This is a genomic window from Elusimicrobiota bacterium, assembly GCA_016706425.1.
Taxonomy (GTDB): domain Bacteria; phylum Elusimicrobiota; class Elusimicrobia; order FEN-1173; family FEN-1173; genus JADJJR01.
Map to the genome: position 1 here is coordinate 1 of JADJJR010000002.1, position 21,187 is coordinate 21,187.

Annotated in this window: 29 protein-coding genes; all 29 read right to left on the reverse strand. The window is 55.1% G+C overall.

Annotated features, from left to right (window positions below; all coding sequences use genetic code 11):
• Positions 1-800: 800 nt before the first annotated feature.
• A complete protein-coding gene (locus IPI56_10575) occupies positions 801-983 on the reverse strand; it encodes a hypothetical protein (protein MBK7546165.1) in 183 nt (60 codons plus the stop codon).
• Positions 984-1,206: 223 nt separating this feature from the next.
• On the reverse strand, positions 1,207-1,557 hold the full coding sequence (locus IPI56_10580) for a hypothetical protein (GenBank protein ID MBK7546166.1): 351 nt from the start codon (positions 1,555-1,557) through the stop codon (positions 1,207-1,209).
• 888 nt (positions 1,558-2,445) lie between these two features.
• Positions 2,446-3,552 carry a N4-gp56 family major capsid protein gene (locus tag IPI56_10585; GenBank protein MBK7546167.1) on the reverse strand — a complete coding sequence of 369 codons (1,107 nt, stop codon included), beginning with the start codon at positions 3,550-3,552 and terminating at the stop codon, positions 2,446-2,448.
• Between the two features lie 201 nt (positions 3,553-3,753).
• Positions 3,754-4,674 (reverse strand): hypothetical protein, encoded by a 921-nt coding sequence (locus tag IPI56_10590; protein MBK7546168.1) that lies wholly within the window; start codon positions 4,672-4,674, stop codon positions 3,754-3,756.
• 4 nt (positions 4,675-4,678) lie between these two features.
• A complete protein-coding gene (locus IPI56_10595) occupies positions 4,679-4,948 on the reverse strand; it encodes a hypothetical protein (GenBank protein ID MBK7546169.1) in 270 nt (89 codons plus the stop codon).
• A complete protein-coding gene (locus IPI56_10600; GenBank protein MBK7546170.1) occupies positions 4,903-6,978 on the reverse strand; it encodes a hypothetical protein in 2,076 nt (691 codons plus the stop codon). Before IPI56_10600 ends, IPI56_10595 begins: the two co-directional genes overlap by 46 nt.
• A gap of 147 nt (positions 6,979-7,125) precedes the next feature.
• Entirely contained in the window at positions 7,126-8,208 is a 1,083-nt protein-coding gene (locus IPI56_10605) for a hypothetical protein (protein ID MBK7546171.1), read from the reverse strand.
• A gap of 111 nt (positions 8,209-8,319) precedes the next feature.
• Positions 8,320-8,526, reverse strand: coding sequence for a hypothetical protein (locus tag IPI56_10610; GenBank protein ID MBK7546172.1), 207 nt, complete (start codon positions 8,524-8,526; stop codon positions 8,320-8,322).
• Positions 8,527-8,719: 193 nt separating this feature from the next.
• Complete coding sequence (locus IPI56_10615) at positions 8,720-8,926, reverse strand: helix-turn-helix domain-containing protein (GenBank protein ID MBK7546173.1); 207 nt, start codon at positions 8,924-8,926, stop codon at positions 8,720-8,722.
• A gap of 1,785 nt (positions 8,927-10,711) precedes the next feature.
• On the reverse strand, positions 10,712-11,029 hold the full coding sequence (locus IPI56_10620) for a hypothetical protein (GenBank protein MBK7546174.1): 318 nt from the start codon (positions 11,027-11,029) through the stop codon (positions 10,712-10,714).
• Positions 11,016-11,537 (reverse strand): hypothetical protein, encoded by a 522-nt coding sequence (locus IPI56_10625; protein MBK7546175.1) that lies wholly within the window; start codon positions 11,535-11,537, stop codon positions 11,016-11,018. Before IPI56_10625 ends, IPI56_10620 begins: the two co-directional genes overlap by 14 nt.
• Positions 11,538-11,710: 173 nt before the next feature.
• A complete protein-coding gene (locus tag IPI56_10630) occupies positions 11,711-12,013 on the reverse strand; it encodes a hypothetical protein (GenBank protein ID MBK7546176.1) in 303 nt (100 codons plus the stop codon).
• Between the two features lie 106 nt (positions 12,014-12,119).
• On the reverse strand, positions 12,120-13,718 hold the full coding sequence (locus IPI56_10635; GenBank protein ID MBK7546177.1) for a hypothetical protein: 1,599 nt from the start codon (positions 13,716-13,718) through the stop codon (positions 12,120-12,122).
• Complete coding sequence (locus tag IPI56_10640) at positions 13,672-13,986, reverse strand: hypothetical protein (protein MBK7546178.1); 315 nt, start codon at positions 13,984-13,986, stop codon at positions 13,672-13,674. Before IPI56_10640 ends, IPI56_10635 begins: the two co-directional genes overlap by 47 nt.
• A gap of 12 nt (positions 13,987-13,998) precedes the next feature.
• Positions 13,999-14,220, reverse strand: coding sequence for a hypothetical protein (locus tag IPI56_10645; GenBank protein ID MBK7546179.1), 222 nt, complete (start codon positions 14,218-14,220; stop codon positions 13,999-14,001).
• On the reverse strand, positions 14,220-14,456 hold the full coding sequence (locus tag IPI56_10650; GenBank protein ID MBK7546180.1) for a hypothetical protein: 237 nt from the start codon (positions 14,454-14,456) through the stop codon (positions 14,220-14,222). The genes IPI56_10645 and IPI56_10650 overlap by 1 nt, the downstream gene beginning before the upstream one ends.
• Positions 14,453-14,614: an excisionase family DNA-binding protein gene (locus IPI56_10655; protein ID MBK7546181.1), complete on the reverse strand. Its 162-nt coding sequence runs from the start codon at positions 14,612-14,614 to the stop codon at positions 14,453-14,455. The genes IPI56_10650 and IPI56_10655 overlap by 4 nt, the downstream gene beginning before the upstream one ends.
• 621 nt (positions 14,615-15,235) lie before the next feature.
• Positions 15,236-15,436, reverse strand: coding sequence for a hypothetical protein (locus IPI56_10660; protein ID MBK7546182.1), 201 nt, complete (start codon positions 15,434-15,436; stop codon positions 15,236-15,238).
• Positions 15,437-15,521: 85 nt separating this feature from the next.
• Entirely contained in the window at positions 15,522-15,833 is a 312-nt protein-coding gene (locus IPI56_10665) for a hypothetical protein (protein MBK7546183.1), read from the reverse strand.
• Positions 15,830-16,210, reverse strand: a complete 381-nt coding sequence (locus tag IPI56_10670) for a VRR-NUC domain-containing protein (GenBank protein MBK7546184.1) — start codon at positions 16,208-16,210, stop codon at positions 15,830-15,832. The genes IPI56_10665 and IPI56_10670 overlap by 4 nt, the downstream gene beginning before the upstream one ends.
• Positions 16,211-16,219: 9 nt before the next feature.
• On the reverse strand, positions 16,220-16,456 hold the full coding sequence (locus IPI56_10675) for a hypothetical protein (GenBank protein MBK7546185.1): 237 nt from the start codon (positions 16,454-16,456) through the stop codon (positions 16,220-16,222).
• Positions 16,457-16,774 carry a hypothetical protein gene (locus IPI56_10680; GenBank protein MBK7546186.1) on the reverse strand — a complete coding sequence of 106 codons (318 nt, stop codon included), beginning with the start codon at positions 16,772-16,774 and terminating at the stop codon, positions 16,457-16,459. It abuts the gene before it with no gap.
• On the reverse strand, positions 16,774-17,523 hold the full coding sequence (locus IPI56_10685; protein MBK7546187.1) for a hypothetical protein: 750 nt from the start codon (positions 17,521-17,523) through the stop codon (positions 16,774-16,776). The genes IPI56_10680 and IPI56_10685 overlap by 1 nt, the downstream gene beginning before the upstream one ends.
• Positions 17,523-18,119 (reverse strand): hypothetical protein, encoded by a 597-nt coding sequence (locus IPI56_10690; protein MBK7546188.1) that lies wholly within the window; start codon positions 18,117-18,119, stop codon positions 17,523-17,525. The genes IPI56_10685 and IPI56_10690 overlap by 1 nt, the downstream gene beginning before the upstream one ends.
• Before the next feature lie 439 nt (positions 18,120-18,558).
• Positions 18,559-18,804, reverse strand: a complete 246-nt coding sequence (locus IPI56_10695; GenBank protein ID MBK7546189.1) for a hypothetical protein — start codon at positions 18,802-18,804, stop codon at positions 18,559-18,561.
• Positions 18,801-19,013: a hypothetical protein gene (locus IPI56_10700; GenBank protein ID MBK7546190.1), complete on the reverse strand. Its 213-nt coding sequence runs from the start codon at positions 19,011-19,013 to the stop codon at positions 18,801-18,803. Before IPI56_10700 ends, IPI56_10695 begins: the two co-directional genes overlap by 4 nt.
• Before the next feature lie 764 nt (positions 19,014-19,777).
• Entirely contained in the window at positions 19,778-20,044 is a 267-nt protein-coding gene (locus IPI56_10705) for a hypothetical protein (GenBank protein ID MBK7546191.1), read from the reverse strand.
• Positions 20,045-20,128: 84 nt separating this feature from the next.
• Entirely contained in the window at positions 20,129-20,497 is a 369-nt protein-coding gene (locus IPI56_10710) for a M15 family metallopeptidase (protein MBK7546192.1), read from the reverse strand.
• Positions 20,498-20,701: 204 nt separating this feature from the next.
• Entirely contained in the window at positions 20,702-21,016 is a 315-nt protein-coding gene (locus tag IPI56_10715) for a hypothetical protein (protein ID MBK7546193.1), read from the reverse strand.
• Between the last annotated feature and the right edge of the window lie 171 nt (positions 21,017-21,187).

Sequence of the window (21,187 nt, forward strand, 5' to 3'; positions counted from 1 at the left end):
CAGATATCGTAATGAGGCTGTCATGTGGATGACGCCCACCGAACGGCTGCAAGTGTGGTGCCACGTCTTGCACCTGTGGATGGAAACCAGCCAGGCCAGGACCAACCCCCATCGGCCCCAGCCTTATACGCATGGTGAGGGATCACGATAAAGGCTCCCCGTTTGCTCCCGTCCGCTGATCACTTTCACGTTCCCGCGAACGACAATGTTCGCGTCAGGCTGTTCGCGGTATCAAATGGGTCCGCCGTTTGCCGTATACCCTTGTTTCATCAATGCTGTCGATCAGCTCCACGGTCACCTGCGGCAGTACGTCACGTCCCGATTCGCGGGCGTCACGCGGAAAACTTCCAAACAACACCGGAGCCGCTCCCGTTCATAAAACTCAAAAAAGGCAACGGAGAAATGTAACAATGAAACTTGTACCGATAACAGGCCCCGGTCGAAACGACTCGGACACTCACACAGGTATCCGATGGGGTAAGCGTTCGTCACGCCCGCCGTGTCAAGGGCGATCCCCTCCCCTTCGCGTAAGACGATCTTTTGCGCGTCGCCAGATCCGCCACTCCATTGGTTTACAATGTCGTGAAGATCAGACAGGCCCATCCGCGACGAGAACGACCCCAACGCCCGCGTCTCGTTTGCGCACGGGACAGCGCACAGTGTGTCAATGGCCGTCCCCGTGGTCGTGATCGCCGCCGGTCGCCGACACATCACAACCTGCGAAGGCAGGTCCGCGTTATTGGTGTCGATGGTGTATGCTGGCATGATCTCGTCCGTCACCGTGTGCGCCGTGATCCTTTTCAGGGCAATGTTGGTTCCAACGCCGTGGTGGTCGTCTGCGCCAACCCCCGTTCCGCTTTGATTTGCCGAACACGAACCAACTTACCGCTCCCCGTTTTGTTAAACAGCGCCAACGTCGACACATGCGTCGGGTAAGGATGGCGGTAACAGCCGTTGTGGGCATTTCTATAGAGAAAGCCCACTTAACTTCGTCGTGTAGGCGGAATGTTTCCATCAGGAGCCTCGGCAACCACCCAATCGTCAGCGATCTCATCAGCGGCAAGCGGTTGCCCTTCACGAGCCGCGTCTACGGCGGCGGCGTAGGTTTTGTGCCCAAAAGACACATAAATGCCGCTCGGCCGTTTTGCCACGTTCGTTATAATCCGCCCCGGCTGTCCCCGAAATATCGGCCAACGTCGCCATGTCTTACTCCTTCGTGAAAAGAATCCGGCTGTGCAACAGTCCCGCAGCGCCGGAAACGTTGTAAAGCATAAACATCTTGTCTTGCCGCAACGTGATCGGCTGAATGTCGGAATGTGGAATCCATTGATAAACTTTGTTCAAGGGCAAGAAGCATTCCAGCTCGTCGGAAGTCGCCGTGGACGCCGCCGCTTCGTCAGAAGACCAAATCCACGTATCCAGCGTGTTCGCGGTCCCCCCGATGGTCCCGGCGTGACCATACGTCGCCGTCGTCGGAGCGCTGTTCGTCGTGTCAAAGAAACCGGCGTGACCGCCGTCGGGGTTGTCAGCGTTGCGGTCCCCGTGTATAAACGACACTCCATCTGGCACACCACGCCCGTGACCGCCGCCGTCTGTGCGTTCGACAGACCGGCTTCCCGAATCTTCAAAACTTCCGTCGCGTGTCCGTTCAGAACCGCCGCCATGTTTTTGGTAGCGGCAAAAGCCACGCCCGCGCAATGCAAGTTAAACGTCTGTGCCATTGTCAGCCTCCTGTCGGGAGGCTAAAAGCCTTCCCCGTTCCTACTGTCTGCTTGAATGCAAAAACCTCATTGTCTCGGTTCGACACCACAACACGGTATCGTCCCTCTTCCAAGGCCCTGATCGAGTCAAGAAAAGCGTCGTTTCTCGGACCAGGTCCAAACTTTCGGAGGCAGTCAACCCGCCTCCCGTTCTGTACGCCCAGCACGTTCTTGACCATCGCGGACTTCATGGGCTCGGTAACAATTTCAGGTGACTGGAACGTCCACATACGCTCCACGGGGTCGAACACTTGCCGGACACCGTACCCGTTACCGCGCCGAACAACGCCCATTGCTCACCTCTCAATCAAATTTGAGAGGGCATTCCACCCTCTCGCTCCGGATATACGCCGGAGTACAGTCAATTCATTTAACGACCAATGACGATCAGGGCAACAGTCGCCCCGGTCCAGTCGGTCGCGGCAGTGCCACCCGAGGCGGCAGTGGTCAGGGTGATAACCAACCCGCTCACGCTCGCGTAGGCAGTCTGCAACGCCGCATCGTTCCCCGCAGTAATCAAAGGGAATAACAGCGGCGATTTCGGTGATCCCGTGCGTCGCAGCCGTCAGCGTCACGGTATCCGAAGCGGACGTGGGAACGCAGGTGACAACCAACATCTTGTAGTCGCCAGCGAACTCCGTCCGTTTGCTCAAGGTTCCAGTAATAGCGGCCATGTGATCTCTCCTTAGAGCTTCGCGGCGGCGTCGACGGCGATAACCCCAAATTCCTTGGAGTTAAACATCGTCTTCTGCAGGCCACCGATGAAGTTTCCGGCAACGCCTTCCTTGTTCTTGTAATCGAAGTTCTCGACCACAAGGGCGTCTTTGCTGGACGCCTGGGCCATCAGGATCGCCTGACGACCAACAAGCAAGTTACGCGCACAGTCGGCCGCGCAGTCCGTACCGACAGCCGCGCCACGGAACGAGTTGCCAGAGACCGAAATGTCCAGCCAAGGCACGTACTCGTTTTCCAGGAGCAACACGTTGGACCAAAAGCCCAACGCGCCACGGAACACGGGGTTTTTGTCGCCACGCATCTGCGCGTTTTCAACCGCCGTTTTCCAGTCGCTGGACATCCGAATATCGCGCGCCGAGAGAGGGTGCAGGTACATGACATAGAAGTCATCCCCGCCAACGCTCAAGGGTTGGATCTTCGGTTCCGCGAGTTTCGCCAGAGTCGCCGCTTTGGTCACCAAGTCAAGAGTCATGATGTCCGCATCAGCAAGCCCGTCCGTCCCGGTCGTTTCGGCGCACAGATACCGCGCACCGACGCCAGCCGCTTCGTCCGCATCGGGAATGAAGTCAGCCGTGTTGGACCACAACGCGCGACCACCAATGACTTTGCCATTGGTATCGACAAGGGTCGTGTTGGTCACGCCGCCAAGTTTCAAGAAAATCTGGCGGGCGATGAACTCTTTCATCCACACGCGCAGGTTCTCTTTAGCTTTGCCGATTTGATCGTACACGACCTTCTGGTTGTCCAACCGACCCGTCAGACGCACAGCATTACGGATTTGGTCGATAGCGACCACTTCCGCATAGCTGCTCATCGACTCTTCGTTGCCTTCCAACTCATCGTCGCCGGTCACGCCGTCGCCACCCAAACGCGCCACCAAACCAAACGTCTGCTGGTCGCCTTTGGATTTCTCTAGGTCGCGGGACACCTGGATCACGTTGTCGGCACCTTCGCCCATGAACCGGGTCACGTTTTCAACATCTTTCATCACGTCATCAAGAAGCTCTTTTGACCATAGCTCTTGACGAAGCGCGTCAATGCTTACAGTATTAGCCATTGTTCGTCTCCTTTAGGTTTTACCCTCGGACGATCCGCTCGTAGCGGTCCGGGTGTTTTTCCCGGAACTTCCAACGTTCAACGGAAGTCATGGCATTGAGTTCTTTAAGGCCGATCTCGTCAACAGAGATGGTTCTTGATCCAGAACCAGATGCCACGCTCGCGCTGGACGCGCGTCTTTGGGTGTTTTGTTCTATGCGCTTCATCGCTTCGGGCGTATGGCCCCCGTTCGCCTTTTCGGGTTTTTCAGCCTTTGGCTTCCGTGATCGGGGTGGTACTGCGCGATTTCGTAGGCGATATGAGCCGCGTTGTAATCGTCTGGACCCAACTTATCCGCCTCTCGTGCAGCCACCTGCAAATCTTTCATTAACTTTACAACCTTTGACTGTCTCCATTTTTCAGGCACAACTTCGTCCAGGTTTTGCATCACTTCACGCGCCCGGACAACAGCGTCGTCAAAATCTTGGTATACAGTCCGCGCGTACTCTTCTTGCTCTCGGTGAACCTCCGTTAACCGAACCTGCCGCGCCGTCATTTCCTGCTCTTCTTTGGCTTTCTTCGCTTCCATTTCTTTTAATTGCCGCAACGTCAAAGGTTTGTCTTCTTCTCCGCCAGTCTCGTCAGACAGAAGGGACGCCATATCACCTTCCGATTCCGAACTCTTAACCGCTGGATTTGTCCGCGCCCGCAACTCTTCAACCTCGCGCGCAAGGAGGTCACGTTCAGCCTCGATCTTTTGGCGTTCGCGCCGTTCACTTTTCATCCTGAAATAAAGACCGCGTTGCGGCGTCCCAGGCCCAAAAGCGTCAGCCCACGCCTTTTCCTGCTCCGGCGTCTTAAACGTAAAATCGGGTAAACCGGTCGGTTTCTTTTCCTGCACCTCTTCTTCAACCTTCTCTTCTGCCTTAGGCTCTTCCTTCGGTTCAACAACTTCCTGGACTGGTTCTTTCTTTTCTTCCTTCACTTCTTCTTTTGCCACCATCCCGCGCTTCTCGGCGGCGTCCAGTTCATCTTTCGTCCATCCGCGCTCTTTCAAAACCTCGCGCGTCGGTTTCGATTCGACTTCAACATTCGCAACCTCGGGAGCCGTCAGTTCGATGGTTTCCGTTGTATTTTCGCTCATGGCGTTAACCTCGCATCCTGTTGATCCACAACCCTTTTCCGTTGTTCCCGGCACGATAAAACGCGCGGTCCCTGCTGTCTTCTCCCACAATCACAAACCCGTCAGGTGCTTCAAAAAACGCCTGGCCTGGCGCAATCGGGTGCTTTAGAACTTCACGCGATTTCTCGATTTCGGGCGGATAAACAGTCCCTGCGACCCGGTCCACCGTTGAAACAGGTTTTTCCACTTTCACAGGCTCGATCGCCTGAACTGTTTGAATTTCTTTCGATTCCACCGGCGCGTCTTGCGCCGTATTTTACGCCAACCCTTGGGGGCATTGTTTCCTCCTGGATTCGCAGGGCCAACGGGTCCAGACATGGCCGCCGCCTGCGCTTGTTTAATTGACTGCGTGACCCGTTCCTTCGTCTCCCGTGGCAACTGGCTCTGATCGATCAAAACCTCGGGAGGAATAAGGCCTGGGTACGCAGCCGCAAACTCTTTCAATTCCGCCATCTGTGCCATCCGAATCGTCTCGCTGGACACGGATTCGCCCACGTTGACGTCGTATTTCCACAGATCGCCTTTCAGCACTTCGGCGATTGCAACTTCCGCCATGCCGTCGTCATAGCTCATGGGTTGACCATCTTCGTCCGTCATCGGTTCGGGTTGACCCGTTTGAGGATTCGCCAGCATCAGAGGCGGAAAACTCTTTTCAAGAAACGCTTGTCCTAAAACATTTTTCGCTGTCTCTGTGTCGTAAATCTCGCCCAACTGCGATAACAGGAAACGACCTGCGATCTGCCGCGTCCTGGACAGGTTGTCGAACAATTCCTGAACCATCAGAAGACCTTGTTTTTGGCGCAAGGCGATGGCACGTCCTGATTCCGCACCACCCTCCTGCGATGCCAGCAAGTCAGCGTTAATCCCAAGCTGTGCCTTGATGTCTTCGGCACTCTCCGCCGTCAGCGCCGCGTGGCCCTGCGACAAGGGCGTCGGATAGATCCGTTCCGGCTTCTGTCGGCCCTGCTTGTATTCAAGGTTCACGCCGGGCGCGGACCCGAAGTTTTGCACTTGCGCACGGTCCACCCATGCGTCCTCTTCTGTTAACCAACCACTGTTGGACGACGTATTGAGGTGGCGAAGCATCAACGTCGAGGCTTTGTTATGCCGTTCCTGCGCGTCTTTCACGCCATGCACGATTCCCTGCACCAGGAGGTGGCGGTCTTCGCCAGTCAGCGGAGCCGTCGAGAACCGTGCGTAGTAGGGGATAAAAGGGTAGGACTTCCACTTCGGATAGAACCAGGCGCGTTCGTTCGCCAATGGTTCGCTCATGCCAGGCAAATGCGCAAACAACCAGATTTCGGGAACTTTGCGCTCAATGATGGTGAACCGATCCGGGTTGCGCTTGGGTGGTGCCATTGGGGGTTGCTGGCCGGTTACGGACGCGGTGACAACGCCGGACTGGTACACGGCATCATCGCTTTCGATTTGGCCAACATAGCTATCAATAAACGACTGCGCCGCCTCTTTGTCCTTTGCTTCCGTTATCTCACCGGTCTCACGGTCGCCAATGAAATAGTGCTTGACCCATTTCTTGTAATACCGCTCAATGAGGTCGTAGGTCTTTTCTTCTGGAAGGCCCATCGTGTCCCCGCCGCTCTTTCCGTAATCCTCCCGTTGGACGTGGTTGGCATCGTCGCCCATGCCATAATCGAGCTTGGCCCCGTTCATGTCGCAAATCTGCTTCTCTTTTTCCGGGTAAAGAGCGACAACAGCGTCCTCGCACAGGTCAATGCTTAGCTTGTAAACGTATTTGGCGTCTGTGAGGTCGTACTCCCTCGAATCGGGATCAATCAAAACAACCGCACCGTCTAGCTTTTTCCAGCACGGCTTTCCGTTTAGGATGTTCTCTGTGTTGTCCAGATACATTTCAAGGAACGATTCCCCGCACGTTGCCCCGTCTTTGAACTGGTCGGACGATTTGGCACCGAAATCGCTTGTCTTGATTGCGTGTTTAAACAACCCTGTTGCAATCTCCGCCTTAATGTCGTCCTCTTGCCCCTCCGGAAACGCTTTGAAATCGGTTCGGTTCTGCCTCTCAAGCCCGGTCAAAAGGAAAAGGTTTGCCTGAATCCGGTTGTCCGTCACCGGCTTGATCCCGGCCTGGGCCAAATTGGCAAGATCTTCGTCAGTCCACTGCTTACCAAGGCACCAAAGAAAATCCTCTTTTTCCCGCTTTATCAACTTCGATTTGTCCCGGTAAGCCCGTTGCAGGTCTTTGATCGAACGATCGCAATTTAAATCTTTTTCTTTTCCGTAGCTCATCCCAAAACCCCCACTGGGTTTTCACTAACCTTTGCGGCCCGCCGCAACTCGTACTGATCAACCTTCGAGTGAACTTTCGCTTGCCCCATCGCCCACAACCCAATCAGCAAAGCGTCCGCGTGGTCAGGGGACCGGCCGTACCGTTTCTTAATGTCTTCCTTGGCTTCCAACCTTGAACTCGCCTGACGACTTCACTTCCTTGTACTTCGCCCAACAAAGCTCTTCGGTGGCCTCCGAATCGTTGGAAAGCATCTGAACGAACCCGTCACGGAACATGTCAGCGCCCTTCCCGTAGATCTCGGCTCGGCGGTTATAATACCCACCACCCTCCACGCGCTCGGACGCATTAACCGGGATAACGTGGTGCCCAAGCTCACGCAATCGATCCACAACACCGCCGCCGACTCCAATCTCGTCAATGGCAAAACTGCCAATCGCGCCGTTCTTGTGCGCGAACATCAACAACCGCCCCACCGTCTCCATCGTGTCCTTCTTCTCCCAAGACGCCTTGTCCAACACCTTCCCGTTCTCAATGGCGTAAACGACCGTCTTATCGTCGCCGTAACGCGCCACATCACACGAGACGATGCGTCGAAATGGAACGTGCGTAATGAGGTCGCGTTTCTTGGCCTTCTCCACCCAATCCGGGTGAATAATAATGTCGGAGGTGTCAGACTCTTCCCACGAATTGAGTACAAAACGTCGGTAAATCTTCGGGGACGACTGTTCCAGCTTTTTCCAATCGGCTATCGTGTCCGCAGGCAGATATTTCTCGGCGTCGAAACTTGTTGCTTCGTGAAGGTCGTAGTCTTTGTCCGATCCAACTTTCCACGTTCGGTAAATCCAGTTATTCCCGTTCGTGTTTGCCGTTAAAAATCCCGTTCTTCGTTTAACGTCCCGGCGCAATCGGCCGCGTAGGACGTTGAACGTCTCATCGGTTTCAAGTTCTTCCGCCTGCTCAATCCAGAACCACCCCAGGTTCATGTTTTGAACAACGCCGTGAATTTCTTCGAGGTGACGAAACAGGATTTCTGATTTGTTCGGGAACTCCACAGACCGCTCGGAAGAAATCTTAACACCCGTATACTTCTCAAAATCTTTGCAAGTGGAATCACGCAAATCCGTATATTCCCGTCGGAAGATAACGCCAAGGTTCTTCGGGCTCTCTTCGGAAAGGATCATCGCCCGTTGAATGCCAGCAAACGATTTACCAGTGCCCCACGCGCCCACATAGGCTGGGAACCGAGCTTCCGGAAAATATGAAATTGTCCTGCGGCTTTAAGAGGTGGAAAACTTTATCGGCGTCTGTTACTTTTGCTTCTTCAATGTTCTTAACTTCAATCACGCTCGCACCACGACGATGCGCCCACTTATTTCACCGCTGTGTTCAACCTGTTGGGTGGATTTCCCCCATAGTCTGTCCATCACTTCACGCGCGGCGGCAAGCCTCACGTTCTTTTCCGCCGTCGGATCGTTCATCAATTCAGAGCAAAATTTGAAAGCCTTGATTGCGTCATCGGCGTAATCGCCGAGCCTCTCTTTCAGCACGGTAGCCGCCAACGGCTTCCTACCCGAACCGGGACGAGGGCCACCTCTTCCAACTTTCTCTTTAGGGATTGGGCGAAGGTTCTGGTTATTCATTGTGGAAAAAATTGATCCCTGCAACGCTTTTCAGCGCGGCAGGGATGGGCGATAGGCTTAAACAAAAATGGCGACAAGACCCCTCCGTGGGGCCTATCGCCTAGTTAAATTCTACATGGGCTCCGCAGTTCTTGCAAACCTTTTGATTGGCAGTTTTTGGCGCATTTCCACGTGGAACAAAACGCTTGTTGGCGCGGTAAACTGTCCAGACGCTGATGCTTAGGTCTCTTGCCACTTCTTTTGGGGAGTGCCCCTGATCGATGAGGGTGACTATTTTCCAATCGTTGTAGTTTTTCCAGTATCGCATATTGGGTTTCGCCCCCCTTTTTTTGAACCCGGCTTTTCGTTGTCTTTGCGGTAAAGGCAGGGACCGCATTGGGCTTTAGTGGTACTGTAGGCCCCGGAAGGGTGGCGGATTAGCTTGTAGAACATGCCTTGACGGATTTTGTGGCAGGTATCGCATGGGGTGTGCATTCTTGAGGGTTCTGGTTCGAACGTCCAAGCGGATGGCGCGGATCTACTTTGTGGCATTTTTGCGGTTTCCTCCTGTCTCGGGAAAGCCCTTCCAGTTCCTGTTCCCCAACGGAGCCCCCCACATCGTCCCCGTTGTGGGGAAGGCACCCGCCATCGCGGACGGAGACCACCAGGGCGGAACTGTTGCCGTTGGCCTGTACGGTGACGTACTTTACGAACATCTCTTGGCCGCGTTTATCGCACTGCTGGCAGACCAGGTGCTTGTTTGAACCACGGAGATCGACAAATGTCCACCCACTGACCTCGGATCGGCCTACCCATGCTTGTGCTGGTTCCATTACACCGTCCTTTTCTTTATCTTTGGATACCCGAAATCCCTGGGCTGTGTCACGGTCTTTATGTGCCCGCATACCCCACATTCGTCAACGTGCCAACAGGCGAGGTGGGTTTCCGGCATCTTTCCTCCGTTCTGTTCGGCGCAGGACGAGCAGATCCACTCGGGGTATTTGGCCTTTTTCATTCCGCAGATACGCTTTCGAGAACACTTAATCTGCTGAATTGCACTATGCGGAGCCTGTGACCGGGCCAGTGCCGAACGTAGTTGTTGGAAAATTCTTTTGCCTTCTCTCGGGTCTCGAACGCATCGCCGAAAACCCATCGGTACGATTCCCCCCACTTACCTTCGACGACGAAGATCGTCTTGGTGCCTTTGTTTGTGGAACTTTTCATCGTTACGCCTCCTTCAAAATGGAGCCGGGTATCCAGTCAAGGAAACCGCCCCGGTGTCGATCTAAGCGTCCGTGGCACGGCTTTTCCCCGGCAAATCTTGCCCCGTAACGTGGGGCTGACGCACAAACCGCGGGTCCACGGCTTGTGATGACTCGCAGATCCATCGTCTGCGCAGAGGCTGCGTTTAACTTGCCCGTGCTTATTTGACGGGCCGGGCTTGATACCGGCTCTGTGAACGACCGCACTCTGACAACAGCGTCCACGCGCCCATTCGTTTAGGTCATTCCGTTGTGTGTCCTTCCACACCGCCGTCAAATCTTGCCCCGTAACGTGGGGCAGGCGTTTAACAGATCGGTTCTCCCGATGGCCTTCGTTCCGGTAACCCATTCGATGCCAGCGAGCATAAATGCCCCTGGCAAACGGCGGTGGGTGTGGGTGTCCCATCCGCGCCCCGCAATGGCCTAAGCCGTGGGCCTGTCAAAGCTTTTCGATCGCGGACCGTTTTTTCTCCTACACGGCATTTTCGTCGCAGCAATGAACTGTTTAGAGTACCCACACACATCGCAATACTCGATGCCTGAAAATCTGCCCACCCCAAGATGAAACGAGACGTGGTTCATCGCATTATTTTTGGTCATTTTATTTCCCCCTCTCCCGGAACTCCTCCACGGCTTTCGTTACGACCTCTTTAACGGCGGCTTCTTGGGGCGGGTCATGGCTTGAGCATTAGATCGGCATCGGGGGGCCAAAACCGTTCTGCTTTTCCTTTGCGAAGAAACCGCAGAAATCCCGTCAACGGGAACGATCCCCCAAAACGATCCAGCGACTTCGATTACCACATCGTTATCTAAATCTTCGTCGAGAAGGGCTTGGATAAGTTCTTTTACGGTCATGGCTCCAACACCTCCAGGATTTTACAATCGAGCAGTGCATCCCCCCCAGAATCTTCGCATAGAAGCGAGGGAGCCTCACCCCACACTAAGGCGTGCAATTCTTTCAGCACGAAGCGAAGCCTTTCCACCTTCGCAATCTCCTCGTCCAGCCTCTTGTTGAAGGCGGCGTTGATAATGTATGCCCTGTCCTCCGCATCCATCTTTGTCAGAAGGGCAGGGACAACAGTTCCATCAAAGATCAGTGAATATCCACGATCATTTTCGGAACCGCTGAGGTTATGAAAGATCTCAGCAAACGGCTCACGGTCGGTCATTTAAAACCTCGTGAAAAACAAGAGTATAGGTTCCTGTTTTACGGGTGTTAACATGCCGGTATGTTCTGACGAAAGAAGAATCATCATGTCGGGTTGGGATATCCCCATCCCCGGCAACAACATCGGCCGTTCTGTAAACACCTCGGCGAATAACCGACGGGAAAACACCCTCGATTTCTTCGCAGTGTGAAACACCGTCAGCAGTCGAGAACTCTGCAGTCGCGGTCGGCATGAAAAAACTTGGCCGCATCCCTGAGTTCCACAATTCATCCATTATGTCCTGCTCGTCTCTCCTCGGACCAAAAACAAAACTTATTGCGTCATTAAAAAACTCCCTCAACGTCGCATGACTTTTGGTCATTTGTCCCCCAATATGGCCGATAGAAACCGCCCCGCCCCTTTTAACTGCTTTTCTACGGCCCTTTTTATAGAGCCTTGTTCGTGTCGGCAGAGCGAGTGACAGCTTTGTCTCCCACAAAAAGTTACGGAGTTCCAAACCTTTCGCCAATCCAGCCGGATTTTAACTTTCATTTATCCCCCCTGCTAGATAACAGAATTTCCAGGGCCGCTATAAGTACAAGCCCAATCAAAAAACCTACAAGAAGGCCAACAATATCCACGCGCACAACAAGATCTAGGAGCATCATTTCCTCCCCCCATTCCGCGCACGGTCGGTCATGATTAATCCTCGGAGCTGTAAAACCCCGGTTCATGTCCATCGTTCTTGGAAACATCCACGCGACCGCAGACCGGGCAGATTTGTATCACTCTGCCCCATTCGTCAAGGTTCTTCTGCCCAGGACACCCGACGATGATGTCCTTTCGTTCTGTTGGCTTTTTGGGTTTCCGTTCCAGCCCCGCCTTGAACCCGGCGGCGTAGCCATTGTCCCACGCGGAAATCTTGCACTTGTCCCCACACCCGGATATATCGTCGCAGTCCTCATGCCCGTAAGGATTAGTCGGCCCCTCGCTCTTATCGGTCATTTTGCCTCCTCGCACCAAAAAATCCTATTCCCAATAATGATGTGGGCAAATTGGTCGCCACCGCAAAATGGGCAAATAACCTTATCGTCAGTCATTCCTCCCCCCTTCACGGTCGGTCATGACACCACCTCTGGAAGGAACGCGCGGATTTCCTCATCGGTCTTCTGTTCCGGAGAGTCCATCCCAAGAATCCACGCGCGGGCGTGAATCGCCCGTTTAGTGTTAGGGGGACGGCCTGTGCATACCAGTATCCAGGAACCGAGGCGTGTTCGTAGTAAAGGTACTTTCGGCTGATCTGCCCAACAAGAAGCTCTTTTAGTTCGTAGACGTTCCCGCCCTTTGTGTGGCAGTCCACGAAGGTATCAACTGTCTTTGCTCCGACCGCCTTTAGCATCCTCTCCGCGCCAATTTTCCGGATTATTTCACGCTGAACATCGACGTTCTTTTCGTTGAGCGCAAGCATCGGGTCGATCTTCCCGGCATCGGTCATAACGAGCCACTTTGGAACACGAATGCCGTTTAGGTGGTAAATCTCGAAACCGTCGCGCCACCGGTGGGATGGACCGGTTGCGCAGTGCGCCCTTCCCCTCGAGTCTGTTTTAAGCACCTCGGGGAAGTCAGATACGATGCAAAACTTTTCGTGCATGACACGGAAACCACCGTAGGTCGCCGCGTCCTCCCACGCCTTGTACTGTTCCCAAACCGGGAGCCCTGTAAGGCCGATCACGTCCCGCATGGCCTCGACGTAACAGGGTAACATCGCCCACATGTTTCCACCTTGGTACACATCGGCCCACTTTTTTACTCCCTCAAGAGCTGCCCGAAAACGAGCCCCTACAAACTTCTTAGCGAGATAAACCAACCAGTCTTTTTTTTGTTTGGTGGCGGCGTCGGTGGCGTCGGTGGCGGCGTCGGTGGCGTCGAATGTGGCGGCGCGGGTGGCGGCGTCGGTGGCGTCGCGGGTGGCGACGAATGTGGCGGCGTCGGTGGCGTCGAATGTGGCGTCGAATGTGGCGGCGTCGGTGGCGTCGAATGTGGCGGCGCGGGTGGCGGCGTTGGTGGCGGCACGGGTGGCGGCGACGGTAGCTTCGCGAGTGGCGTCGAATGTGGCGGCGTTGGTGGCGGCGTCGGTGGCGTCGAATGTGGCGGCGCGGGTGGCGGCGTCGGTGGCGACGCGGGTGGCGGCGTCGGTGGCGGCGGCAGTGGCGTCGAAGGTGGCGGCACGGGTGGCGGCACGGGTGGCGGCGACGGTAGCTTCGCGAGTGGCGTCGAATGTGGCGGCGTCGGTGGCGGCGTCGGTGGCGTCGGTGGCGGCGTCGGTGGCGTCGAATGTGGCGGCGCGGGTGGCGGCTTCGGTGTCGGAGGCGGTGGCTTCGACGGATTTAAGCTTACCACGCAAGGCCCACCAACAGGAAGCCACCCCGTAGGCACAAGCCATCACGAAGGGGGACGGAACCACAACAACACGCGGCTTTTTTAAACCCGCAGAAGCGTAGAGCCTTTCGATAGCGTCCGTGATCTTTGTAACGTCGCACCGCCCCGTTTTAAAAGCGATGGATTTCCACTTTTCAACAAGCGCACCCATCCGCATTTTCTCTTCTGACGTAATGCCTCCCGAGGCTCGCGTCGGAGTTCGAACAATTTTCATAGTCCACACCTCAGTCGATGACATTTCGAGTTTCTTCGGTTTCGTAGTCGTAAACACGTTCAATCGCCTTCTTATAAATACCAGGTTTCAGCGTCTGTATCCCGTGTTCCTCGTGGTTGATCCTGGCCGATTTTTCGACGCGGACGTAAATGTCACCGTTGTGTTCAAAGAGCATGACTCCCTCTACGTCCTCAAGGATGTGCGTGTGGACACCTTCCCCACGCTCCAAGACAAACCCTTTGACGGCCTTTATTTCCTTCGCCCCTTTGGGAACACACACAACCGAAACAAGCAACAAGTCGCCGTGCTGGTTAGAAACTTTCATTTCATTCTCCTTTTATTTTATCTTTGCGAGCCACGCCGCCATTCCAATCAACTCCATATCCGCCCACTTGGGCCGTATATAGGCAACGGATCGCCCCTTGAGGCAGTGACAATACCCTTGCGCTCCCCACGGCTTCGGTTCCGTCACCACCATGAACGCGCCGCCGAACACGTCCGGCTGGTATTCCGGCCGAAGCTGAACGACCATCCCCGGCTTCAAGTCCATCGGTTCCATCAACGGTCCCACCAGTTGTCCGACTCATCGCTCTCCACCACTTCCACCCCGTCCCAACCATCCTCTACCGCATCAGCGGCAGGGGGTTTCGGGGTGGTCTGTGGCACGTTTTCCATCTTCACGACCTCCGGGGCCTTCTTTACCGCCACAGGCTCCTGGGGGCGGTTTTGTGCGTTTGCGGCGAACCATTCCGGACGGCGGGCTTTTAGGGCCGCGATGAATTCGTCGAAGTTCATAGAAATTTTTTAACATCATCCAGGGCTATGTAGCGAACCTTTCCAGGCTTCCACGACTTAATCCGCCCGCACCTAACCCACCGGCAAAGTGTTTCTCTACGCAGGGAGAGCAAAAAAGCAACCTGCTGAAGTGTTAAAAAACCACTGGGCGTTTTCACTAAATGTCACAAATCCTTCGACGGTAATGTCACACATCGTCACAAATCGTCACACATCGTTTTTTGCGAACCCAGTAGGTCGGGGTTCAAAGATTTATCGCCTCTGACGGAACATTAAGGCCGACCCTTACTCCGCCCCGGGGCTCCCCTCGGCGGTAGGTTTGGCATGTTCCCGACCCCGCTGTAGGGGGCGTGTAGGTGGGAGGGTTCGCTTGTTCCCTGCCTACGGGCACTGGAAGGACCACTCTTGTGAATGCCCCTTCCAGAGCCCTGCCCCTTTCGCGGACGGCTATTGTTCGGTTTCGGAAGCCGTTACAACCTCAACCACGCTATTTGTGAATCCCGACGTGATCCGGGAAATAAAAATCCCCTTGTGGAATCTGGGCTGGAATGTGCGCCTGCACACGTCCCAGACCCCACAAGAGGATCTTTTTGCAGGCGAGAGCCGTTCCAGTCGGCTATGACTTACACTCATAAAATATTATTCTTTTGGAGCAATGTCAAGTTTTTTTTCTCCGTCGGTAAAGTGGAGCCTGGTTCTGGAATTTCACCAGATAGCTTTCCACTGATTGGGTGGTAGCGCGCTCCCAGGCAAATTGTTTCGTCCATGAACTAGGTAAATCAAACCTTTTCCATTCTCCTCAAAACACTCGCCGCCGATTCCAAACATGGTACGTACCCCCGCAGGGTTTTGCACTCGCTCGGCGTCAGCGTCTTTCGGTAGTTGTCCAGTCCGATAAGCATGATCCGCAAAACGTCCTCCATTTCCTCGGTCATCGCTGACCGGCACGGGCACGAGTGGTGCAGTCCGTTGCAACTCATCGGGCCCTCAAGAGAAACCACGCCAGAACCGCCCACGGCGTAGCCGGGACGATAACCAAAAGCCAGAGGTCGGCCAAGAGGTGCTTCACTCGGCAAGACCCTGTTCAATCACCAGGGCCTCCAAGAGGACAAGGTAATTCCGGGCGTCCCCGATCTTTTCACGAAGCATGGCGCGGCTGACTCTTTTGCCATTCGCAATTTCTCGGCATGAGACGAGGTGTTTTGTGAGATACCCCCAAAGAGCGACGCCCGGAGTGGTTCCGGCAATCGCGGCCCCACCGTAAAAGTTCTCTAGTCGGTTCTGCCCGGATGCGTATTCCCCGGCCTTGGCGCAGAGCGTCTGGCGTTCATGGGCCGTTATTTCGTCAAACAATGTTTGGAATCCTTCGTGGTTCATCGCGCCGCCCCCAGGTAGCTCAAGATCTGGTCCTTCGCGTCTTCCCACCCCCAGGCGACAACCGCGACGTACCCCTGGCCAGAGAGGATTTTCATCATCTCGTTTTGCGCCGGAGACAGCCGGGCCGTCTTGGATGGGGCCTTCAGTTCAATCACCATCCCGTGGTTCCCCTGGGCCGGGATGAAGAGGACGAGATCAGGCATCCCCGCGCGCTGGCCTTCCGCCTTCATGTACGCCCCGCGCCGGGCTTGCCTCCACCCACCGGCTCGGCCTTGGTTCGGAATGGCAACCAAAGTGCGGGCGTCAATCCCCCGCCTGTTCGCTTCCAGAGCCCACCAGTTCACCAAAGCCACCTGATGCCCATGTTCGATGTTCATCAACCCCCCTTAGAACCCCATACCAAGTTGTCCGTTCTTTTCCTTCGATGGCATATAGTAGGCTGTCACCGTCTTCCCGGTCTCCGTCTTTTGGTTAGCTTTCCTAATGTCATAACCCATATCAAGCAATTCTCCGATCCTCGCGGCCAGGCGCATACTCCGAATTTCCGGGTCGTTCAGAGCGTCAATCGGGGTCAGAACATCGCCGCGTTTTAATCGCCAAAGAATTGCTTCGTTTTGGCTCATTCAGAACGCCGCCCGCATCGACGCCGCCCGCTTCGCGGCCATCAGCTTTTCATAGAGGCGGACGTGGGCGCTTTCAGCCGTTACGCAGTCCAGGCACATAATGTAATAGCCCTCGTCGTTGTCCACCATTGCCCGCAACTCCGTCGCCGTGGTTTCACGTCCGGCAAGCTTCGCCTTGAACATCAGGTAAAGACGAGCCGCCTCTCGCCGCTTATCGGCCTCGGCCTTCTTCCAAACGGCCAGAGCGTCCGCCACAAGGTCGGGAAGGCTTGAAAGCTCGCCTTCAAGACCCCCGTCGTATGGGGCGCTGACTTCCATTATTTCGCGTCCTTCGGTAGACGTATTGAGATGGAAAGCGGGAACTCCCGTTGAAGCGGTTTGGCCCCCGCTGTCTCATTCTCGAACACCCGCTTCGTCGCCAGGAAAACGTCAAACTTGTCATCAAGCTCTGTAAACTTCCAGCCGCTTTTGGATCGTGTATACCCTACCTGCAAAACCCCGATCCGCGTGGCGTCGGGGATGCACTTCTTGTAGGCGGACAGCTGGAGAGCGTATTCAGGATAGACGGATTTTGAGCTTTTCAGGTCAATAACCCAAACTTCTCCGTTTATCTTGACTTTGAGATCGACCGTCCCGGCGTAGTTGTGTTCGTCGTTCCAGATAAGAAACTCCGACCCCAACACTTCCGGCCGCGTCGCCTCGAACCAGTCCCGAAAGTTTAGGACGGCGGCGTATTCGTCCACCGCCAGTTCCACGCCGTCAAACTTCATGTCCGGCGTGACGGTTCCGCCACCCACCAAGGCGGCGACGGCGGCATGGATACGCGACCCACGCGCTCCGGCGTCCGTTTTTCTTCTCTGCTTCGTCCCACCCTGCTCGGCGATCCACTTAGTTAACTGTGGACCCTTTGGGTAGAACGATGTGATGTATGTCACCGACGGGGCGTATTCGTAGTCCGGGAGTCCGGTCGTCTTGTTCTTCGACGGGCGGATGTAAAACCGCTCGTTGTCCGTCGTAACGCGGAACACCCCCCGCGCCGGGTCGATATCGACGATTTCCTTTTTCATCAGAATCCGGCCTCGGGTTCAACGTCCGGCTCCTGGGCGTCATGTTCCGGCTCAACCTCATGCCCGCCGCTCGTCGCCTTGGCGTATTCCGGAGACTTTTTAACCATGTCCTGAAGTTTGGGGGACAGCTTTGAAAACGCAATGGAGTCGTATTTGTCCAAGTCGAAGTCGACAATGGGAGTCGTGTTGGTCGGAGCGGGCATACCCTTCGGTAGCTTGGAAACGCTGGAAACTCGAATCCGCTGTTTTTCGTTCAAGATCAGGGATACAAGGCACGGTTTCCCCAACAGCTTTGAAAGAGGGAACCCTTTCAACTCTTCCGTGGAGAACGCCGCGCCGCGCCATGATTCAAGCATGGGCCGAAGTTTTGATTTCTCGGACAGTGACGCGGTATAGAATGAACTCACACGAAACGGTTCGCCCTTGGAATTCTTCTCGGTCAGTTCCCACCCAAGAATTACCTGCCGCCGCTTGATCTTGTTGCCCTGATATTCACCTTCTTGGGTTCCTAAATCAATGACCTGATTGCATACCGCCGCGTAGCTTCCCGGTTCGGGATTCTCGAAACTGCCAGCCCCTTCGTTAACCATGACCATTTGCTTCTCCTTTTGCGTTTATGCGCCGCTCGCGCTTTTTAAATCTTCCGGGCCGACGGTGTGCGTCCAGCCCGGTTCCGCACGGTGTCTCTGCAGGAGAACCCCGTGGTCACTCCGCGCTTGTGCGGCGCGGTCGCGGTGTTGCAACATGGGGCGGAGGGGTGGCTTTGAAGTCCCGTAGCCACCCGGGCCTCGCTGTAATGGGACACCCTTACGGCCTCCGCCGAGATCTGTTTGTTCGTCGCAAAAGCCCACTTTGCCGCCATCGCCAGCAGAGCCGAAATGATCAGGGCGTAGACCACCTTGGCCACCTCGCTCCACTTCCCGCGTTGCGAACGGCGGATACACGCCGGGCACCGCCTTCCGTTCTCCGGGACAGGCCGCCAGCCGCACTGGAAACAGAAAGGCATGGTATCCCGGTGGATCGCTATCCGGCTCATCAGTCGGCTCCGTTGTTTTTCAGGTCTTCGTAGAAGAACCGATCCCGCGCCTTGCCCGGAACGACGAACCCGCCACAGTCACAGTTTGGCTTCCAGCAGAGCATGGCGACCCCGTGGTGGTCGTCGGCAATGTGCCCACAGTCGCACTTGTCCTTCGGTTGCGGAAGTTCGGCAACGTCCGGCGGGGTAAGCCACCGGGACTCGGCGCGGGCGAAGTCGTTGTTTTCTTGGGGTGTGAAGATCATGGCCGCACCCCCGATTTGAGCAACGCCCGTGCATAGTTGCGGTTTTGCTCGTCGTTTTTCCAGACCCGCTTCTCCATCTCCGCTTTCAACCGGGCTTCTTTCCGCCAGAGCGAAAGGCGTTCCTCGACCGAGTCCGTTGCGTTGTACAACCGTTTGTACCCGTCCACCGTGGCCCGGAGAATGCAGTTAGGCAATATATGCTCAGACATGACGGCCTCCTGTTTTGAGTTTGTTTTTCGCTTGTTGTTTCGGGGTTGCCCATCTGCAATTCGAAGGTTCATAATCTCCGTTACAATTAATCCTGTCAATCGTGTGCCTCGGTGTCGGTTTCTTCCCCATGTCACTTAAAAATAGAGCGAACGAGTCTTCCCATCGAGCGCAAACTTTTATTCCCCGTCCGCCATAGTATTTGAATTTTTCGTGTTTCACATTCAAACACCTTCTTATCATACAGCACCAAGACACAAATTCTGAAGGATTTGCTTTCCGAAGAACCGCGTGTTTGCCTTTATATCTTTCACACCCACAGGATTTGTGATCTCCACGGATGAAATTACTTAACCTCCTGAAAATTTCATTCCCGCAGTCGCACACGCCGCGCCAAAGTTCCGTTTTCTTACCACTCACGAGAACAAGCACTGGTTCTATGATTGTCATTTTTCCGAACTTCTCACCACAAAAAGAAACCCCACCGTGGAAGTCGGTTGCCCGACCCTCGAACCACGATGGGGAAATAGTTAACCCGCCATTCCGCGAATGCAGAATGTCGGGTGTCGTTTTATATGGGCGTTCGAGGTTTCCCATGACTTGAGTATGCCATAGGTTCGGTTTCTTTTCAACCCCCTATTCTACCGTCGGGACACCGTCGGAAAACTATTTTTTGGCGCAGTTAATGTAAAAAACCCCGCCGATTGACCGGCATTCCGTGCGGGTTCTACAACCACACGGTTGCCGGTTTCGGCGGGATTTCTTTTTAGAGGCCGATCTGCTTTGTCGCCGTTGCACGGGAATAGATCCCAAGAGCCCCAAGAATCGTCAGAACGATGGGCGGAATCCCCGGAAGCCCTGGGACAATGTTCGCCTTCACCAGTTCATAAGTCCCAATCAGAACCACCACCACGTTTGACCACAGCGTTTTCGAGAGATACCATTTCTTTTTGTCCATGACGCCCTCCTGTAGTTTTATTTTCTTTGCCAATTTCTTGACAGCTATTTTTACGATCCAATCCTTTAGGCCCATCGTTCCTCCTCGAAAACGTCGGCAAGGTCATGCTCCACGAAAACCGCGCCGACTCCAGCTTCCGTAAAAACCATTCAGCCAAGTTCATCCTGGCATCTGGTAATGCGGCGCATCCGGAAACTTTTTCCAGTCGATCCCGCACTCCACTTTGATATTAAGCCGCTTCGCCTCCGCCTTCACAACAGCTGCCAGGGCGTCGAATCTGGCAAGGTCGTTCCAGTCTATCGGAAAAGGCACAACATCGACGGCCAGGGCCGGGACCTTGTTGTGCTTGCTATTTGGCCATTCCAGCTTCGACTTCCCTTCGGCGAAAGCCTTGTCTTGGTCGGCGTGTCCCCGGTGTCCGCAAATCACGGCGCAGTCGATTCTTTCGATGACCGCATTGAAAAGCCGTTGTAGGTCCGGGTGCGCCGTCGCCAGTTCCTTCTTTGACCGTTTCCCAAACTTAGGCATCCGTTCCTCCTCCGTAAACTCTGTAGGCGTGGGTCAGCATCCGCAGTTCAGCTTCCAGCCGCGCCACGCCGACCCCGCGATGGACAGCCACCCGGAGCCACGGAACGCCGTGGATCAAACGTATCTCCGGCTCGCATGGGCAATCGCTGGCCCGCCCCGTGTCGTTGTGCCCGCCCGCGCGGGGCCTGATGTGCAGGTATTCCGTCACGACCGCGCGTCCCAATGGCGGCGTTCTTCCACCACCATCTTGTCTTTACAGTCCGGGCAAAGATTCGGCCCGCGTTCGGCATCACCGAACACCTGTTGACCAACAAAACTTTGATCCGTATCGTCCCACATGCGCCCGCACGCCTTGCAAATATCAATCCCCATCGTTCCCCGGAGCATCCAGAAGATGACAAGCACGAACGAACAAGCGAATGACACGATCAGAACCACAACCCCCTGGGCGATGACAGGCAATTCGTTCCAGAGCCCGACGTAAAACCGTACCCGCTCACACACATGGTCGAGTGTCATCGTTGTGTCCTCTGGTTGGGCTCGTGCAGTTTGGACACCGCTGGACGACACTATACGCGAAAGCGTGTAGGGGCCGAACCAGATCTTCAACAGTCTTTAGTTGCGCCGCCGATTGCGCGTTGTTTTGGTTAAGTTTGTCGATGGCTTCGGTTATGGAGGACACCCGTTTTC

Bases quoted from the DNA above. Each gene is read 5' to 3' on its own strand.
- IPI56_10585 (MBK7546167.1), bottom strand. From the start codon at position 3,552: ATGGCTAATACTGTAAGCATTGACGCGCTTCGTCAAGAGCTATGGTCA.
- IPI56_10590 (MBK7546168.1), bottom strand. From the start codon at position 4,674: ATGAGCGAAAATACAACGGAAACCATCGAACTGACGGCTCCCGAGGTT.
- IPI56_10600 (MBK7546170.1), bottom strand. From the start codon at position 6,978: ATGAGCTACGGAAAAGAAAAAGATTTAAATTGCGATCGTTCGATCAAA.
- IPI56_10615 (MBK7546173.1), bottom strand. From the start codon at position 8,926: ATGCGATACTGGAAAAACTACAACGATTGGAAAATAGTCACCCTCATC.
- IPI56_10620 (MBK7546174.1), bottom strand. From the start codon at position 11,029: ATGACCGACCGTGAGCCGTTTGCTGAGATCTTTCATAACCTCAGCGGT.
- IPI56_10630 (MBK7546176.1), bottom strand. From the start codon at position 12,013: ATGACCGATAAGAGCGAGGGGCCGACTAATCCTTACGGGCATGAGGAC.
- IPI56_10640 (MBK7546178.1), bottom strand. From the start codon at position 13,986: ATGAAAGTTTCTAACCAGCACGGCGACTTGTTGCTTGTTTCGGTTGTG.
- IPI56_10645 (MBK7546179.1), bottom strand. From the start codon at position 14,220: ATGGAACCGATGGACTTGAAGCCGGGGATGGTCGTTCAGCTTCGGCCG.
- IPI56_10650 (MBK7546180.1), bottom strand. From the start codon at position 14,456: ATGAACTTCGACGAATTCATCGCGGCCCTAAAAGCCCGCCGTCCGGAA.
- IPI56_10660 (MBK7546182.1), bottom strand. From the start codon at position 15,436: ATGAGTTGCAACGGACTGCACCACTCGTGCCCGTGCCGGTCAGCGATG.
- IPI56_10665 (MBK7546183.1), bottom strand. From the start codon at position 15,833: ATGAACCACGAAGGATTCCAAACATTGTTTGACGAAATAACGGCCCAT.
- IPI56_10670 (MBK7546184.1), bottom strand. From the start codon at position 16,210: ATGAACATCGAACATGGGCATCAGGTGGCTTTGGTGAACTGGTGGGCT.
- IPI56_10675 (MBK7546185.1), bottom strand. From the start codon at position 16,456: ATGAGCCAAAACGAAGCAATTCTTTGGCGATTAAAACGCGGCGATGTT.
- IPI56_10680 (MBK7546186.1), bottom strand. From the start codon at position 16,774: ATGGAAGTCAGCGCCCCATACGACGGGGGTCTTGAAGGCGAGCTTTCA.
- IPI56_10685 (MBK7546187.1), bottom strand. From the start codon at position 17,523: ATGAAAAAGGAAATCGTCGATATCGACCCGGCGCGGGGGGTGTTCCGC.
- IPI56_10690 (MBK7546188.1), bottom strand. From the start codon at position 18,119: ATGGTCATGGTTAACGAAGGGGCTGGCAGTTTCGAGAATCCCGAACCG.
- IPI56_10695 (MBK7546189.1), bottom strand. From the start codon at position 18,804: ATGATCTTCACACCCCAAGAAAACAACGACTTCGCCCGCGCCGAGTCC.
- IPI56_10700 (MBK7546190.1), bottom strand. From the start codon at position 19,013: ATGTCTGAGCATATATTGCCTAACTGCATTCTCCGGGCCACGGTGGAC.
- IPI56_10705 (MBK7546191.1), bottom strand. From the start codon at position 20,044: ATGGGCCTAAAGGATTGGATCGTAAAAATAGCTGTCAAGAAATTGGCA.
- IPI56_10710 (MBK7546192.1), bottom strand. From the start codon at position 20,497: ATGCCTAAGTTTGGGAAACGGTCAAAGAAGGAACTGGCGACGGCGCAC.
- IPI56_10715 (MBK7546193.1), bottom strand. From the start codon at position 21,016: ATGACACTCGACCATGTGTGTGAGCGGGTACGGTTTTACGTCGGGCTC.